At 65.5% G+C, this 14,824-nt stretch carries 12 protein-coding genes; 5 read left to right on the top strand and 7 right to left on the bottom strand.

Features of this window, described 5'->3' with window-relative positions; genetic code table 11:
• Positions 1-499 precede the first annotated feature (499 nt).
• Entirely contained in the window at positions 500-1,609 is a 1,110-nt protein-coding gene (locus ACYOEI_RS07080; RefSeq protein ID WP_462848675.1) for a LacI family DNA-binding transcriptional regulator, read from the bottom strand.
• Positions 1,610-1,993: 384 nt separating this feature from the next.
• Here ACYOEI_RS07080 and ACYOEI_RS07075 point away from each other — a divergent pair, with 384 nt between their 5' ends.
• The 5 genes from ACYOEI_RS07075 (at position 1,994) to ACYOEI_RS07055 (ending at position 7,122) form a co-directional block, all read left to right on the top strand.
• Positions 1,994-3,028 carry a DUF1559 family PulG-like putative transporter gene (locus ACYOEI_RS07075; RefSeq protein ID WP_462848674.1) on the top strand — a complete coding sequence of 345 codons (1,035 nt, stop codon included), beginning with the start codon at positions 1,994-1,996 and terminating at the stop codon, positions 3,026-3,028.
• Between the two features lie 174 nt (positions 3,029-3,202).
• Positions 3,203-3,604 carry a hypothetical protein gene (locus ACYOEI_RS07070; protein ID WP_462848673.1) on the top strand — a complete coding sequence of 134 codons (402 nt, stop codon included), beginning with the start codon at positions 3,203-3,205 and terminating at the stop codon, positions 3,602-3,604.
• Positions 3,605-3,682: 78 nt separating this feature from the next.
• Positions 3,683-4,975: a Gfo/Idh/MocA family protein gene (locus ACYOEI_RS07065; protein WP_462848671.1), complete on the top strand. Its 1,293-nt coding sequence runs from the start codon at positions 3,683-3,685 to the stop codon at positions 4,973-4,975.
• Positions 4,976-5,248: 273 nt separating this feature from the next.
• Positions 5,249-6,574, top strand: a complete 1,326-nt coding sequence (locus ACYOEI_RS07060; RefSeq protein WP_462848670.1) for an MFS transporter — start codon at positions 5,249-5,251, stop codon at positions 6,572-6,574.
• Positions 6,571-7,122 (top strand): phosphonate degradation HD-domain oxygenase, encoded by a 552-nt coding sequence (locus ACYOEI_RS07055; protein ID WP_462848669.1) that lies wholly within the window; start codon positions 6,571-6,573, stop codon positions 7,120-7,122. The genes ACYOEI_RS07060 and ACYOEI_RS07055 overlap by 4 nt, the downstream gene beginning before the upstream one ends.
• A gap of 1 nt (position 7,123) precedes the next feature.
• On the opposite strand, the gene ACYOEI_RS07050 is transcribed toward ACYOEI_RS07055, so the two are convergent.
• From ACYOEI_RS07050 to ACYOEI_RS07025, 6 genes are all read right to left on the bottom strand, one after another.
• Positions 7,124-8,530 carry an APC family permease gene (locus ACYOEI_RS07050; protein WP_462848668.1) on the bottom strand — a complete coding sequence of 469 codons (1,407 nt, stop codon included), beginning with the start codon at positions 8,528-8,530 and terminating at the stop codon, positions 7,124-7,126.
• A gap of 28 nt (positions 8,531-8,558) precedes the next feature.
• On the bottom strand, positions 8,559-9,125 hold the full coding sequence (locus ACYOEI_RS07045; RefSeq protein WP_462848667.1) for a hypothetical protein: 567 nt from the start codon (positions 9,123-9,125) through the stop codon (positions 8,559-8,561).
• Positions 9,126-9,184: 59 nt separating this feature from the next.
• Positions 9,185-9,382 (bottom strand): hypothetical protein, encoded by a 198-nt coding sequence (locus ACYOEI_RS07040; protein ID WP_462848666.1) that lies wholly within the window; start codon positions 9,380-9,382, stop codon positions 9,185-9,187.
• A 666-nt stretch (positions 9,383-10,048) separates the two neighbouring features.
• Positions 10,049-10,984: a HEAT repeat domain-containing protein gene (locus tag ACYOEI_RS07035; protein ID WP_462848665.1), complete on the bottom strand. Its 936-nt coding sequence runs from the start codon at positions 10,982-10,984 to the stop codon at positions 10,049-10,051.
• 250 nt (positions 10,985-11,234) lie between these two features.
• Positions 11,235-13,499, bottom strand: a complete 2,265-nt coding sequence (rnr, locus tag ACYOEI_RS07030) for a ribonuclease R (RefSeq protein ID WP_462848664.1) — start codon at positions 13,497-13,499, stop codon at positions 11,235-11,237.
• 79 nt (positions 13,500-13,578) lie between these two features.
• Positions 13,579-14,577 (bottom strand): 3'-5' exoribonuclease YhaM family protein, encoded by a 999-nt coding sequence (locus ACYOEI_RS07025; protein WP_462848663.1) that lies wholly within the window; start codon positions 14,575-14,577, stop codon positions 13,579-13,581.
• Between the last annotated feature and the right edge of the window lie 247 nt (positions 14,578-14,824).

Here is a 14,824-nt window from a genome sequence, read left to right as displayed (position 1 = left end):
AATATAACATGGGCAAATTGGGATATTAGCGGTCTTCGGAAAATTCCCAAACTTCCAAGAGAGTTCCGACCGACTATAGAGGATTTCTTTCGGCAACGGTTCACGATCGGTCATCGATCCTGATCAAAGCAAGACGCGCGCCGATCCTCGCATTCTCCCAGATTCGCGCCTCGTCGAGCGCACTTCCTTCACCCAGTCTCAAGGAAAGCTTCGCCGATTATCTTGTTATCACGAAGGGTTTTACGACGGATCTCGCGACGGCCAGGGCCGGGCTCCACTCGAGGGGGCGCGATCAAGGGGTGGGGTCACACCTCCTGGCGGAACCGTCACCGGTTCATCGGACGTCTGAAGGCAAACTTTACAAAACAGAAGGAATTGCCGCGAGTGTCTCGAGGGTCGTCGGACGTGAGGCCGGTGCCGCGTTTGACGAGAATCTGGATGGTTGGTTCAGGGTGGGAGGGGAGTATTAGGGGGTAGGCGGCGAAGAGTCTTCGGGTCGTCAGGGGCTGCTGCTCTCGCGGACGATCAAGGTGCCGGGGATGAGGACCTTGGACGGGTCGGCGGTCGGATCCTCGATCCTCGCCCGCATGACCCGGACGGCATGTCGCGCGAGGGCTTCGGAGGAGAAGGCGTAGGTGGTGACGCCGATGGCGAAGGCCTTGCCGATCGGTAGGTTGTCGAACCCGGTGATGGCGACGTCGCGGGGGACGCGGGTCCCACGGGTGAGGAGCTCGAGGATGAGCCCGAGCGCGGTGTAGTCCTGATAGCAGACCACACCGTCGGCCCCCTGATCGAGCAGGCGGTCGGCGAGCTCGCCGTAGGCTTCTTTGCTCGAGAGGTCCGCGGGCTGCTCGAGGACGAGGGGCCCCCAGTCGGTCTCGGCTCGCTGCCAGGCCGTGAGATAGCCGGCGAGCCGGCCTTCGTGGCTGCTGGTCGGCGAGCCGCTGACGAAGGCGATCTTGCGCCGGCCTCGGTCGAGGAGGTGCTGCGTGCAGCGCAGCCCGCCGTCGACGTCGTCGGCGGCGACGAGGTCGTGCTCCAGGGGACGCGCCAGTCCCCGGAGATTGCGCTCGATCAGGACCACGGCCATCCCGGCCTCGCGACAGGCCCCGAGGAACACTTCGTCGCGACGGGCCGCCTCGACGCTGATCCGCGTCGGGAGCAGGAGGACGCCGGTGACCCCCTCGTCCTTGGCCTGTCGTATCGCCCGCGAGTCGTCGGCCGATCGCGAGGCGTCGAGGTCGAACCGATCGGTCTCGAACCGGATCGATTGGTCTCGCGCGACCGCCTCGAAGCCCGACTGCATGAACGAGAGGCTCGCCTGGAACCAGGGCCCGGGCGTGCTCCGGAGCATGAGGGCCCAACGCTCACGGATCTTCGGGGGATCGACCGGTGTCGTCCGGTAGTTCCCGGACCGATCGACCACGCGGATCAGGCCCTTGTCCCTGAGGACCTGGAGCGCCCTCGAGGCCGTCACCAGCGAGACGCCGTACGCCGCGGCCACCTGCCGTGAGCTCGGGACCTTGTCGCGATCCGACGAGGCCGACAGGACCTGAGATTCGACCAGGCGCGCGATCTCCAGGTATTTCGGCAACGGTGCGGAAGGCATCGATCCCCCGTCAATCTCGCCGTCAAAGGACATGCCTCACGCGGTCGTCGCGCGTTTCCCGTCGGCGTCTAAGTCTAACGTGTCCCTTGCCCTCGTGAAACTGGATAGCGCAGATGTCTCGTCAATGGTTTGTCGACTCGGGCTTAGGTTCTCGGGATTTTTCGCGGAATCTTCATCCGTTATTCTCTTGTGATCTCCGAATGATGTTGGAAGCTGTGTCGGTCAAGAGGGGATCTGTATATACGATTTTCGGTTTTCCGGAGGAACTGTGCTCTTCGGTTCCGGGGCTCCGTCGACTCGAGGTCGAGGTGTCCGGGAACCTCGCGGGGATGGCCCTCACCCCCTGGATCGAAGATCCTTCCCTCCCTTTTCGGAGTCTCGACGATGCTCCACGTCCGAACGAAGCCCCGAGTCGGTTTCACGCTGATTGAATTGCTGGTGGTGATCGCGATCATCGCGGTCTTGATCGGGCTGCTCCTGCCCGCGGTGCAGGCCGCCCGGGAGGCCGCCCGAAGGATGCAGTGCACGAACAACCTGAAGCAACTCGGCCTCGCGGTCCACAACTACGAGAGCGCGGCGGGCTCCCTACCCTGGGGACACGGTTTCCTCGACTGGAACGACTGGTCGGCGGCGGCGCTTCTGTTGAACCATTTCGAGCAGGCGTCGATTTATAACTCGATCAACTTCGGGTACGGCTTCGCCAGCCCGTCGCTGCCCCAGAACACGACCATCATGCGGATCACGCTGAACGTCCTCTCCTGCCCGTCTGACCTCGACCGGTTGACGAACGCGGAGGGGCACACGAACTACGCGACCAACACGGGCAACATCCCCGTGACGTTCGACGACACGCGGACCTTCCCCGCGTTCAACGGGGTCTTCGGAGAGATCGGCCGAGGTCCGGGATATGCCTCCGACGGCGTGGTCGCTTTCCGAGACATCACCGACGGCCTGAGCCAGACTGCGGCGATCAGCGAGAAGGTCAAGGGCGTCGGCACACGGTCCACGCTGGTCCGCGACGCGATGAAGCCCACTTCGACGAACATCTCCATGCCGGACCCGGGCTACCCGAGCAACATGACGCCGAACAGCACCTATAACGCCTGCATCAATCTCGACCCATTTAGCGCGAGCAACGACATGGTCGACGACCGCCCGCAAGGGTCGTTTTGGTTCCTCGGCCAGCCGACGATCTCCCTCTACAACCACGTCATGCCCCCGAACACGTGGGGCTGCCGCGTCGACGGGAACAACGACGCCGGCGGTGCGGTCACGGCGTCGAGCCGGCACCCGGGCATCATCAACGTCCTGATGTGCGACGGCTCGGTCCACGCGATCAAGCAGACGATCGGCCTGCCCGTCTGGTGGGGCCTCGGGTCGAGGAATGGCGGCGAGGTCCTCTCGGCCGACTCCTACTGACCGACGCGTCAACCCAGCCCGGGATGTCGTCGACGACTGGCCCAGAAACCCGGTCATTAAGAAAAGACCGGGTTTCGGGACAGGCACCCTCTGCCGAGGAATGCGGGCCGAGGATTCGGTCGTCGCCTCTCGGGCCTGAGTCGATCGGCCCCTTATATTGGAGAAGAAGCCAACATGCGATCGTATCTACGTGCGACCGGCGGCGGTTCCTGGAGCTGGTTTTGTGTCCCCGCCCTGGTCGCCGCGACGGGTTGCGAGGGCGGCATGCCCTCGGTGTCGTCCTCATTCGACCAGGCCACGGTCCACGGGACCGTCACGGTCAAGGGCAAGCGCGTATCGTCGGGGAAGGTCGTCTTCGACCCTTCGAACGTGTATCGCAAGCAGACGACCTCGGCCTCGGCCGAAATCGGCAAGGACGGGACCTACACGATCTCGACGCTCGTCGGAGAGAACCGCATCAACGTCGTCTCCCCCGAGACCACCAAGGAGCGCCGGCTCCAATTCCTCTCGCTCGATTACGAGGTCCAGGGAGGCGACAATACCTTCGATATCGAGCTCCCGCCGCCTCGACGTTGAACCGTGCGAGGCCGGTGGGCGTCCGCCCAAGACCGTTGCGAGATCGACGACCCAACCCACCAACAGGGAGATGTGACGATGCGAGAGGCACGACGAAGGGACTTCCTCAAGGGGATCGGGCTCGGGGCGACGGTCGCGGCCGTCCCCGGCTTTGCCCGAGCGGTCGGGGCGAATGACCGGCTGGCGGTGGCCGTGATCGGCTGCGGCGGGATGGGGGGGAATCACGTCCGGCTCCTCTCGGAGCGTCCGGACGTCGACCTCGCCTACGTCTGCGACGTCGACCGCTCCCGGGCCGCGAGCGCGGCGGCCCGGGCCGAGAAGGCGGGGAAGGCGCCGAAGGTCGAGCACGACCTGCGCCGGGTGCTCGATGACAAGGCCGTCGACGCGGTCTGGGTCGCCACCCCCGACCACTGGCACGGGCCCGCCGCGATCCTCGCGTGCGACGCGGGCAAGCATGTCTATGTGGAAAAACCTTGCTCGCACAACATCCGCGAGGGCCGGCTCATGCTCGAGGCTGCCCGGAGAAATAAACGCGTGATGCAGGTCGGTATGCAGAGCCGAAGCAGCGAGACGGTCCGCCAGGGGATCCAACTCCTCCGCGACGGGGCGATCGGCGACGTCCTCGTCGCCAAGGCCTGGAACAGCCAGAAGCGGAAAGATATCGGCCGAGCCCAACCGAGCACCCCCCCCGAGGGGCTCGACTACGACCTCTGGATCGGCCCTGCCCCGATGGTCCCCTACCAGGCCAACCGCCTCCACTACAACTGGCACTGGTGGTACGCCTTCGGCACCGGCGACATGGGGAATGACGGCGTCCACGAGCTCGACATCGCCCGTTGGGGGCTGGGCGTCGAGGATCCCCCTGCGACGGTCGCCGCGATCGGCGGCAAATATGCCTTCGATGACGACCAGCAATTCCCCGACACCCAGTATGTCGTCTTCGAATTCCCCGGCGACGGCCGGGTCGGTCACAAGAAGCAACTCGTCTTCGAACAGCGGATCTGGTCCCCCTACCCCGAGCATGGCGCCGAGAATGGCAACGCCTTCTACGGCACCAAGGGGATGATGATCCTGACCAAGAACGAAGGCTGGACGATCGCGGGAGGGGCCTCGGCGAAGGGGGCCGTCTCGGTCGCGTCGAACCACCAGAACTTCCTCGACTGCATCCGCAACGGCGGAACCCCCAACGCCGACATCGAGGTCGGCCATCGCTCGGCGACCTTGTGCCACCTCGGCAACCTCGCCGCGAGGGTCGGGCGGGTCCTCCATTACGACGGGGCCTCCGAGACGATCTCCGGCGACGAGCAGGCTGCGGGCCTGGTCCGTCGGGAGTACCGGGCCGGCCACTGGGCGGTCCCGACTGGCGTCTGACATTGCCTTCAGCGGAAGGTCTTCACCACAAAGGCACAAAGACACAAAGGGGGAGAATCTCAGATGGGCGGTTTCCGTGGGGTTTCTTCCTTTTGTGCCTCTGTGGTGGGTCTCCCGACGAGTCAACCGGTGGACTTCGGCGAAGAGTCTCGGAGATCCGCTAGACGGCCTTCGCCTGCGCTGCGACGATTGGGGGTCAGGGAGAACCTCGGGCGATGACAACGGATCGCTCGGGAACGGGATCGGCCCGTCCGGGGCCTTGAGAGGGAAACGGTGAATCAGGTCGAAACCCGCCTCCGCAACCGCCAGGTCCTCACCGTGGCGCTCATGTTCCTGGGTTACTCGGGATACTACCTCTGCCGATCGAATTTTTCCGTCGCGCTGACGTCAATCCAGGACGAGCTCGTGGCGGGCGGGTTGGATCGTGACCAGGCGAAGCTTGGCCTGGGCTGGATCACCTCGATGGGGATCCTGGCCTATGCGTTCGGCAAGCCCTTCGCCGGGCCGCTGGCCGACTTCCTTGGCGGGCGTCGGAACTATCTCGTCGGGATGGTCGGCGCGATCCTCATGACCCTGGCCTTCGCCTCCAGCAGCGGCCTCTTCGCCTTCGGCCTGATTTGGTTCGGGAACCGGTTCGTCCAGTCGTTCGGATGGGCGGGGATGATCAAGATCACCTCGCGATGGTTCGGGTATACGCGCTACGGGAGCGTGATGGGGATCATCAGCCTGAGCTACCTCTTCGGCGACGCCCTGGCCCGGGCCTTCATGGGGCGGCTCCTTTACCTCGGGTTGGGTTGGAGAAGTGTCTTCTTCGTCGCGGCCGGGGTGCTGGCCACCCTCTTCGTCCTGAACGCCTGGCTGCTCCGCGAGTCGCCCGGCGAACTCGGCCTGCCCGAGCCCGAGACGAACCCCGAGAACCTTTTCGGGCACGAAGGAGCCGACCCGGAGCCCCTGGGCGTCGGCGACCTCCTGAAGCCCCTCCTGCAGAGCCCGGCGTTCTGGCTGGTCTGCCTGCTTTCGTCGGGCCTGACCTTACTTCGTGAGACGTTCAACACCTGGACGCCTACGTATCTCGAGGAAGGGGTCGGCCTCGACAAATCGACCGCCGCGTCCGCGAGCGCCCTGTTCCCGCTCTTCGGGGGGATCTCGGTCGTGCTGGCCGGGTACCTCGGCGACCGGCTCGGCCGAGGGGGGCGGGCGTTGGTGATCCTGGCCGGTATGGTCCTGGCCGGGACGACGCTGGCGGTCCTCGGGTACGTCGACTTCCACGGGGCGACCCTTTGGCCGATCGTGCTGGTGTCTACCGTGGGCTTCTTCTTGATCGGCCCGTATTCCTACCTGGCCGGTGCGATCTCGCTCGACCTGGGGGGGAAGCACGGCAGCGCGACGGCCTCGGGGTTCATCGACTTCGCCGGCTATCTCGGCGGGTTCCTGGCCGGCTGGGGGCTCGCCCGGCTGACGATGTCGGTCGGCTGGCGGGGTACGTTCGTCGTGCTGGCCGGGGTCGCTTGGCTCTCGAGCGCCCTCGCCGCCGTCTATTACTGGGAGCAGCGTCGGAAGGCCGGAAAGCCGGCCCCGGTTCTCGAGGGAGACTTATGATCGCCGACTTGTATGACGAGATCGTCCGCTTGTTCGATCGCCGGGGCGAGGACGCCTATTTCGGCGAGGCCGTCTCCCAGGCCGAGCACGCGCTCCAGTCCGCCGCGCTGGCGGAGCGAGAAGGGGCGCCCGACTCGCTCGTCGTGGCCGCGCTGCTGCACGACGTCGGCCACCTCGTCGGCGGGCATGACGAAGACATCGCCGATCACGGCATCGACGGCGCCCACGAGGACTCCGGGGCGGCCTGGCTGGCCGGGAACTTCGGCCCCGAAGTCGTCGAGCCGATCCGGCTCCACGTCGCCGCCAAGCGATACCTCTGCGCCGTCGACCCCGCCTATTTCGAGTCGCTCTCCCCGGCCTCGAAGCGGAGCCTTGAGCTCCAGGGCGGCCCCTTCGAAGGCGACGGTCTCCGCGCGTTCGAGTCGAACCCTTTCTGCAAGGATGCCGTCCGCCTGCGACACTGGGACGACTCCGCCAAAGTCCCCGGCCTCGACGTCCCCGGCCTCGACCACTACCGCTCTCGGATCGAGGGGGCCGTTCTGGCTTGATTTACGGGGTGGCTTGCCCGACGCGACCCAGCCTCCAGAGGTAATATACGGGGATGCCCGCGAGGATGCTTATGAGAGAATATCCCGAAACCTCGGGACGCTGGGTGAACGCGGCGCCGGTCAGGATCGAGGTCACGATCAGGTAGACGGCCGGGGTGACGGGATAGCCGGGGGTCCGGAAAGGGCGAGGGAGGTCGGGGCGTCGCCACCTCAGGACGTAGATCGCGCTGATCGCGAGCATCGAGAAGATCGCCAACCCCACGCTCGCATAGACCAGGAGGCTCTCGAACGACCCGGTCCAGAGCAGCACCAGGCTGCATGAGACTTGGAGTGCCGTGGCAATCGCGGGGGTCTCGGCCCGCCGGGTCAGTCGGCCCGCGAACGTCGGGAACTGGCCCGCCTTCGCCATCGCGTAGATGACCCGAGGGCCGGTCAGGACATACGCGCTGAGCGACGAGAGCAGCATCAGGCCGATCGTCGTCGAGAACGCCCGCGAAACGCCCGTCCCGAAGAGCTGCTTGGCGGCCAACTGGCCGATCGGTGCGAGGGCCCCCATCTTGGGCTCTAATTTGTTTTCGGGTGAATCGACGATCGCCCGGATATCGTCGACCGACAACGCCAGCGCGTAGACGACATTCAGGCCGAGATAGAGCACGACGACCCCCGCGGTCCCGATCAGGATGGCCCGGGGGAGGTTCCTCCTCGGGTCGACCACCTCGCCGGCCAGGTACGACGCCGCATTCCAGCCGATGTAAGCGTAAGAGATATAAACGAGCGAAAACATCATCGAGACGACGAGCGGGCCGGTCATCGGAGGCCGGTCGGCGAGGTGGGCATATCGCGGCCAGCCGACGGCCAGGCCCGCGATGACGAACAGGACCAGCAGGATCAGCTTCAGTGCGGTGATCCAGGCCTGGACCCGTGCGGTCCTCTTCCTCCCCGACGTGTGGATCGCGGCGAATCCGAGGATGGCGAGGGTGGCCAGGCACCTCTGCACCACGAGGGCCTTAGCGCCTTCGAGGTGGAACGGCTCCAGCAGGTACGTCGCCATCCCGAACGCGGCCAAGGCGCTCGGCGCCGCGAAGCCGAGGACGAACGAGACCCATCCCGACAGGAACGCGACGAGCGGCCCATAGGCTTCGTACAGGAAGACGTAGTCCCCGCCCGTCCTCGGCAGCGCGGCCGAGAGCTCGCAGAGCGTCAGGGCCCCGCAGGCGGCGACGATGCCTCCCAGGATCCAGAGCCCGAGCATCAACTGATTGCTGCCGACCGAGTACACCGTGTACCCCGAGGTCGTGAGGACCCCGGTACCGACCATGCTCGCCACGATGATGAACGTGGCGGTCGCCGGGCCGAACTCGGCGGGCATCGCCTCGGATGGGGCAGACTCGGGTTCGACGGCGGACATTCGAGCGGCTCCGGCCAAATGGGGGATTTCAGGGCGGCGTGGCGTTTCCTGACCTGGTTGGTGAAACATCTGAGGGTCTGATTGCCGGATCGGCAAGCGATGCGGTAGCCGTCGCGGCCGCCTCCGCATCCACTAAGCCAAGGAACTGTCCAAGCCTGGAACGAGCGGGATCCGGCTCGACGTTATTGCTGACCACTTTGCGACGGCCGTGGGCGACCCGGTTTCGGTAGCGTCTCACCTGGTCGACCAGGGTCCTGAGATCCGGATCTAGACCCTTGTAGGATTCCGTGAGGCGGCCGAAACTCCCATGCTCGACCGTGTCCTTCGCGTCGGCGATTGCCTTCTTGGGAACGATATGGCGTGGGGTCTCTAATTCTCGCTCCATCTCCTCGAAATTTCGTTCCCTGACGGAGGCCTCGAAGACGGAGAAGAGCAGGAGAACCGCCAAGTCGTCCAGATCCTCAAGAACCTGGCTTGCGAGGTCCTGAATGGTTGTGGATTCGATATGTCGAAAAACATTGTCATTATGAAGAGTATCTCTCAACGTCCGTCCTTCAACTTCTTCGCTCCAATACCGTTTCCCGATGCGATCCATCCAACGCACGAGATTCCTGACCGCCTCATATTATTGCCAGGCATCCTCGAGAGACTGGATCACGAGAGGAGTTCCTGGAGAATGTGGCCGAGGGAATCCGAACTCAAGTAGGTAAAGTGATTTCGCTCGTCCATGATTTGCCAGCATTCCTTTCCGTCGCGGATCTCCCTGTACAGGTGGTACTTGCGGAGTCCATCGGTGATATCAACTCGGCCAGCGAACTGTGTCGGACTGCCCGAAGCACCGCGAATTGCCATGAAAGGGACGTCCCGTCCCATCGGAACGATGCTGACCTCCCCTGCGCCAAGTCGGATCATTAATGCCGGTGCCGTTGTAGGTTCCTAGGTTGTACTCGGTTCGTGCGACCTCGTAGGTCCTGAGATCGAGCACTCTTTCGGGATCCGCATCGGCAAGCCAATCGTGACTCTGATCGAAGAGACGCTGAATGGCCTTGAGCCACTCGTCTCGCCGATGGTGTCGGTCTCGGATACCCGATTCCTCGGCCTTGGCTTTCAAGAAGTCCCGAAAACTCAGTATTGACCCATGTCGTTCAGAAGTCGAAGCCCTGGGTGGTGAAGTCGCATCTCCGTTGGGCATGAGAGCTCCCTCGTTAGAGGAGGACGAATCCTATCTCCGACTCTAACAAATCGGTTTCGAGCCTGCGTCAGACTCGCCTTCGGATCGTCCGGTAAGCTTCAAACGAAAGAATAGCGGTGGCGGACATTGTTCCGACAAATACGCCCGAATCAGAAGCCGTACGGTCAGGGGTTTCGCCCCTGTCGCTTTAGGGGAGGTCGGGATTCTTCGAGTCGCGACGGGCTCTACGTCAATCCAATGAAAGCGACCGGCGGTCACTCCCGATTCAGGAGCGGCCGCCGGCCGATTCGGGTGATTTGTGGATTCCGACGCCGGGATCGATTCGATCAGGGGTTCGAGCCGAAGCCGGGGGTGTAGGCCGGGCTGGGCGGCGGTGGGACGTTCTCGATCGGGCCGGAGGGGACCGACGGGGCGTTGATCACGCCGGCGGGGGCGGTGTTCGCGCTGATTTCTTGAGTGAAGCGGGTCAGCGACGACTTGGCTGCGTCTCGGACGTCTTCCTTCTTGTCGTAGACGACCGCCTTCTCGAGGTAGACGATGGCGCGGGGGTCGCCGATCTCGCCGAGGGCGAACGCGGCGGCTTCGCGGACCTCGGTGGTCCAGTCGTTCTTGAGACGATCGACCAGAGGGGCGACGCCGCGCGGGTCGCGCAGGCGGCCGAGGGTGACGCAGCCGTCGCGACGGCTGTGAGCGTGGTGGCTTTGGAGTCGGCCGATGGCGTCGGCGACGGGGTCGACGACGACGGTCGCCGACGGCGGCGGGACCGGCGAGTAGGGTTGTGGCTGGGCGACCACGACCGTCGGCGGAGGTGCGATGTAGACCGGGGCGGGCGGGGGCGGCGAGGAGATGGCCGAGCCCGTCAGCATGCCCAGGCCGAAGAGGCCCGCGCCTCCGATCAACGCCGGGGCGAGGCCGATGCCGCCGCCTCCGTTGTTGACCACGACGGTCCGGGGGCCAGGGTATCCCCAACGCGGGGGAGGAGGCATGAAGCCCCGGGCGTGAGGGCCCGGCATGGGGCCGGGCGGGCGGCCCGGGATCCGCTGCGCCATGACGTTGCTATGAAAAGACCCGCCGGGTCGTTGGACGTTCACTTGCCGGTCGACGAAGCCCGGTCCGCGCTCCGTCGTGATGCTCCGCTCAATCGTCCGACCGCGGGGGCCGGTGATCTTCACGTCACGCTCTCGTTCGACGACCTGTCCCCAACTTACCGTGCCACTCATCCCCAGGGCCAAGACCAGGCCCGCGCCAATCCTTCGCGTCATGTCAGAAGACTCCTTCGGTTCCGTCGTCGGAGAGCATGCACCTGCCGGCCCGAATCGGATCCGTCCCGGGTCGGCGGACCGAGATTGTTGTGGGCTCGGCCGTTTTTGTGAAGCCCAAACGACCGGCGCGCGGGGTCCTCTCGAGTCGCCGTCGGGACCGCGCTCGTCTCAACGAAGGGGCCCCGCCGAGGCCGCGACGACGTCCTGTCGCCCGGCCGCCGATCGCCATCATTGGCGACGTCCGGGGGGGTTAGGAACGCCGCTTCTTCCCTTTCTTGCCGCTCTTACCGCGTGTTTTCGGACCTTTGCCGCGTCCTGGTTTTAGGGATTTCGGTCGCGACGGTCCTTTCGCTTGAGCCGACGTTGCCGACCTCGTTGGCCGAGGCGCGGGCTCGGGAGGCACCCCTTCGACGAGCATCAGGTCGAGGACTCGGCGGTCGACATCGATGTGAGCGACCCGCACCTCGACCTTGTCTCCGAGCTGGTAACGTCGGCCGGAGCGGCGGCCGATCAGGGTGTGCGTCTCGGGCTCGAGATAGTAGTAGTCGTCGGAGAGGCCGGTGATGTGGATCAGGCCCTCGACGGGGAGCTCGATCAGTCGGCAGAAGAAGCCGAAGTCCTCGACCCCGATGATCACGGCGTGGAAGGGGTCGCCGATCCTCGACTCCAGGTAGGTGAGCAGCTTGATCTTGATCAGCTCACGCTCGGCCGACTCGGCCCGGCGCTCGGTCCGGTTGCAGTGCTCGGCCAGGACGGTCAGCTCGTCGAGGTCGGTCTTCGGCCGCTTCCCCGCGAGGAGCGTGGTCAGTTGCCGGTGGACCTGGAGGTCGGGGTAGCGTCGGATGGGCGAGGTGAAGTGGCAGTAGTCGTCGCTCGCCAGCGCGAAGTGGCCTTCGGGCTCCGGGGAGTAGACGGCCTGCTTCAGGCTCCGGAGCAGCCCGTAGTGGACGGCGTGCTCTTCGGGCTTTCCCGTGGTCTCGGCGAGGATCCGCTGGAGCTCGAACCGACTCTGGGGCTTGTCGATCTCCAGGCCGAGGCTGCGGGCGAAGTCGGCGAACTCGTCGAGCTTGGCGGGGTCGGGGTCGGCGTGCGTCCGCCGGAGGAACCCGGCGTGCGAGTCCGTCAAGAACGAGGCGACGGCCTCGTTCGCCGCGAGCATGAATTCCTCGATGACCTGGTGGCTCTCGTCGTGCGAGGCGAGGTGTGCCCCGACCACTTGCCCCTGGTCGCCCAGATCGATCTCGACCTCCGGCATGTTCAGCTCGAGCGCCCCGCGCTCGAATCGCCGACGCCTGAGGATCATCGCGAGCTCGAGCATTTGCCCCAGCATGGCCGCCACTTCGGGAGCAACCCCCTCGCGGGGGGCGCCGGGGGCCTTCATCACTTCGAAGGCCTGCTCATAACTGAATCGGTGGTCGACCCGGATCGCCGATCGGGCGAAAGACCGGTCGGTGCGGACCCCGTCCGAGTCGAACTCGAGGTGGGCGCTCAGGGTATAGCGGACCCGGCCGGCCTGGAGGCTCGCGAGGCTGTTGGAGAGTACCTCGGGGAGCATCGGGATCACGCGGTCGGGCAGGTACACGCTGGTCCCGCGGAGCCGGGCGGTCCGGTCGAGGTCCGAGCCCACCTTGACGAAGTGGGAGACGTCCGCGATGTGCACCCCGAGGCTCCAGAACCCGCGTTCGTCGCGCGCGAGGGTGATCGCGTCGTCGAAGTCGCGCGCCGTGGCCGGGTCGATGGTGACGGTGAGCGTTCCCCTGAGGTCGAGCCGGTCGCCGATCTCGTCCTCGGAGAAAAGCTTGGCCTGCTCGCGGGAGTCCTCGAGGGTCTCGTCGTCGAACGTGTCGGGGATGTTGAAGGCGCGGATGATCGAGAGGGTGTCGACGCCGGGCGCCCCGCGCGCGCCGAGGATCTCGGTGATAACTCCCTCCCCCTCGAGGTAAGGGGTGGGGTACCGGACCATCTCGATCGCGACCTTGTCCCCCGGCTTCGCCCCCTTGGCCCCGGGGTCGCCGACATACACGGGATGCTGGACCGTCGTGCCGTCGACTTTGACGAAGCCGGAGCCCGACTGCTCGAAGTAGGTGCCGACGAACAGCCCGGAGGCGCGGGCGACGACCTGGACGATGCGCCCTTCGAGGTTCATCCCCGGCCCTTTCGGCCGCTTGGTGATCTTGACCGCCACCTCGTCTCCGCTGGAGGCGTCTCGGGTGGAGTCGATCGGGATGTAGATGTGGGCGGACTTGTCGGTGGTGTTGTGGGGGCGGACGAAGCCGAAGCCTTTGGAGGTGCGCCGGAAGAGGCCGATGATCGTCCCCTGGACGCTCGGCTTGCTCAGCCGCTTGTCCTTGGCGAGCTCGAGCCGCTCTTCCTTGACGAGTCGCTTGACCGCGGAGCGGAAGTCGGCGTAGTCGTCGGCGGTGACGTCGAACCGCCGAGACATCGCCTTCAAGGTCAGCGGCACATAGCCGGGTTCGGCGACGAGCTTGAGTACCCTCTCCGTGTAGTCTGTCATCCGTTGGGCCTCGGAGCGGTCGAGGGCGACGTCCGTGCGGCCCGCTCGGTCCGCGTGGGGGGGCTTGGCCCGAGTTCGCTCAGTCGACGACGTCGTCCTGGACGCCTTCGGCGGCCGTCGCCCCCTTGAAGAGCCGACGCCCGAGGTTCTGGTGGAACGGGGTCCAGCTCGACTCCCGGACAGGGTCGTCGCGGATCTCGCGACCGAATGTGTGGATCTTGGCGTCGAGGTTGTCGAGGTAGTGGAGCGCGATCGCCTCGATGGTCATCGGGAGCTTGGGGCTGCCGAATTCGTGAGTCCCGTGGTGGCTCACGATCATATGCTTGAGCCTGAGCAACAGTTCGGACGGGAATGGCTCGCCCGTCAGGTCCGCCGTCCGCTCGACCTTGTCGCGGAGCATCTCCACGCCCATGACGAGGTGGCCGACGAGCTGCCCTTCGTCGCTGTAGCCGAACGCCCGGTCGTAGCTCAGCTCGTCGATCTTGCCGATGTCGTGGAGGAAGATCCCCATCATCAGCAAGTCGCGGTCGAGCTCCGGATAGAGGTCGGCGATCCGGTCGGCCACCGTGAGCAGTGTGACCACGTGCTCGAGCAGGCCGGAGTGATACGCGTGGTGATTCTTGATCCCCGCCGGGGCGGTGGTGAACTTGCGGACGAACTCGTCGTCGATCAGGAAGCATTCGGCCAGGGCCCGCAGGTGCGGGTTGGTCATGCTGAAGAGGCGCTCCCGGAGCCTCGCCGTGAGCCTCGCGACGTTCTGGGTGCTCTGCGGGAGGTAGTCTTCGGGCTCGACCCGGCTCGGATCGACGACCTCGACGTGCGAGAGGATGAGCTGGAGGGCACCCTGGAAGACCTGGGTCTTGCCCTTCACGTGGAGGTAGTCTCCCGGCTCGAAGGTCCGGGCGAGCCCTTCGCTCGCGTTCCAGAGCCGCGCGCCGACGCTCCCCGTCTTGTCACGCAGTTCGAGATGCAGGTAGAGGTTGCCTTGACGATTCGCTCGAAGTTGCTTGTCGGCAACCAGGAACGACTCATCGACGGAATCCCCATTACCGAGTTGATTGACGTAACGGCGGGTCATGCGGCAGTTCGACCGTGGGTGCGGAACCAGGGGGGTTCGGTTCGTTAGGATTCGGGCGCGGCGGCCACAGAGGGGAGATTGTAGGGACCGATCGGCGCCGGGGTCAAGGGACCCGAACGCTCCCGGTCGAATCCGTTTCTTCGGCCCGAAACGCCCCGAGGCGGGCCGTCGGCTTGCCAGGGAATGTCCATGGACCCGGCCGATGGCTTGGTCTCCACCGAGGGCCGTCCGGGCGCGAACGCCCGCC

Source organism: Singulisphaera rosea (assembly GCF_054877945.1).
This window is presented reverse-complemented; position numbering and strand designations above follow the sequence as displayed.

Bases quoted from the DNA above. Each gene is read 5' to 3' on its own strand.
- ACYOEI_RS07045 (WP_462848667.1), bottom strand. From the start codon at position 9,125: ATGGATCGCATCGGGAAACGGTATTGGAGCGAAGAAGTTGAAGGACGG.
- rnr (WP_462848664.1), bottom strand. From the start codon at position 13,499: ATGACAGACTACACGGAGAGGGTACTCAAGCTCGTCGCCGAACCCGGC.
- ACYOEI_RS07065 (WP_462848671.1), top strand. From the start codon at position 3,683: ATGCGAGAGGCACGACGAAGGGACTTCCTCAAGGGGATCGGGCTCGGG.
- ACYOEI_RS07070 (WP_462848673.1), top strand. From the start codon at position 3,203: ATGCGATCGTATCTACGTGCGACCGGCGGCGGTTCCTGGAGCTGGTTT.
- ACYOEI_RS07080 (WP_462848675.1), bottom strand. From the start codon at position 1,609: ATGCCTTCCGCACCGTTGCCGAAATACCTGGAGATCGCGCGCCTGGTC.
- ACYOEI_RS07025 (WP_462848663.1), bottom strand. From the start codon at position 14,577: ATGACCCGCCGTTACGTCAATCAACTCGGTAATGGGGATTCCGTCGAT.
- ACYOEI_RS07050 (WP_462848668.1), bottom strand. From the start codon at position 8,530: ATGTCCGCCGTCGAACCCGAGTCTGCCCCATCCGAGGCGATGCCCGCC.
- ACYOEI_RS07055 (WP_462848669.1), top strand. From the start codon at position 6,571: ATGATCGCCGACTTGTATGACGAGATCGTCCGCTTGTTCGATCGCCGG.
- ACYOEI_RS07040 (WP_462848666.1), bottom strand. From the start codon at position 9,382: ATGGCAATTCGCGGTGCTTCGGGCAGTCCGACACAGTTCGCTGGCCGA.
- ACYOEI_RS07035 (WP_462848665.1), bottom strand. From the start codon at position 10,984: ATGACGCGAAGGATTGGCGCGGGCCTGGTCTTGGCCCTGGGGATGAGT.
- ACYOEI_RS07075 (WP_462848674.1), top strand. From the start codon at position 1,994: ATGCTCCACGTCCGAACGAAGCCCCGAGTCGGTTTCACGCTGATTGAA.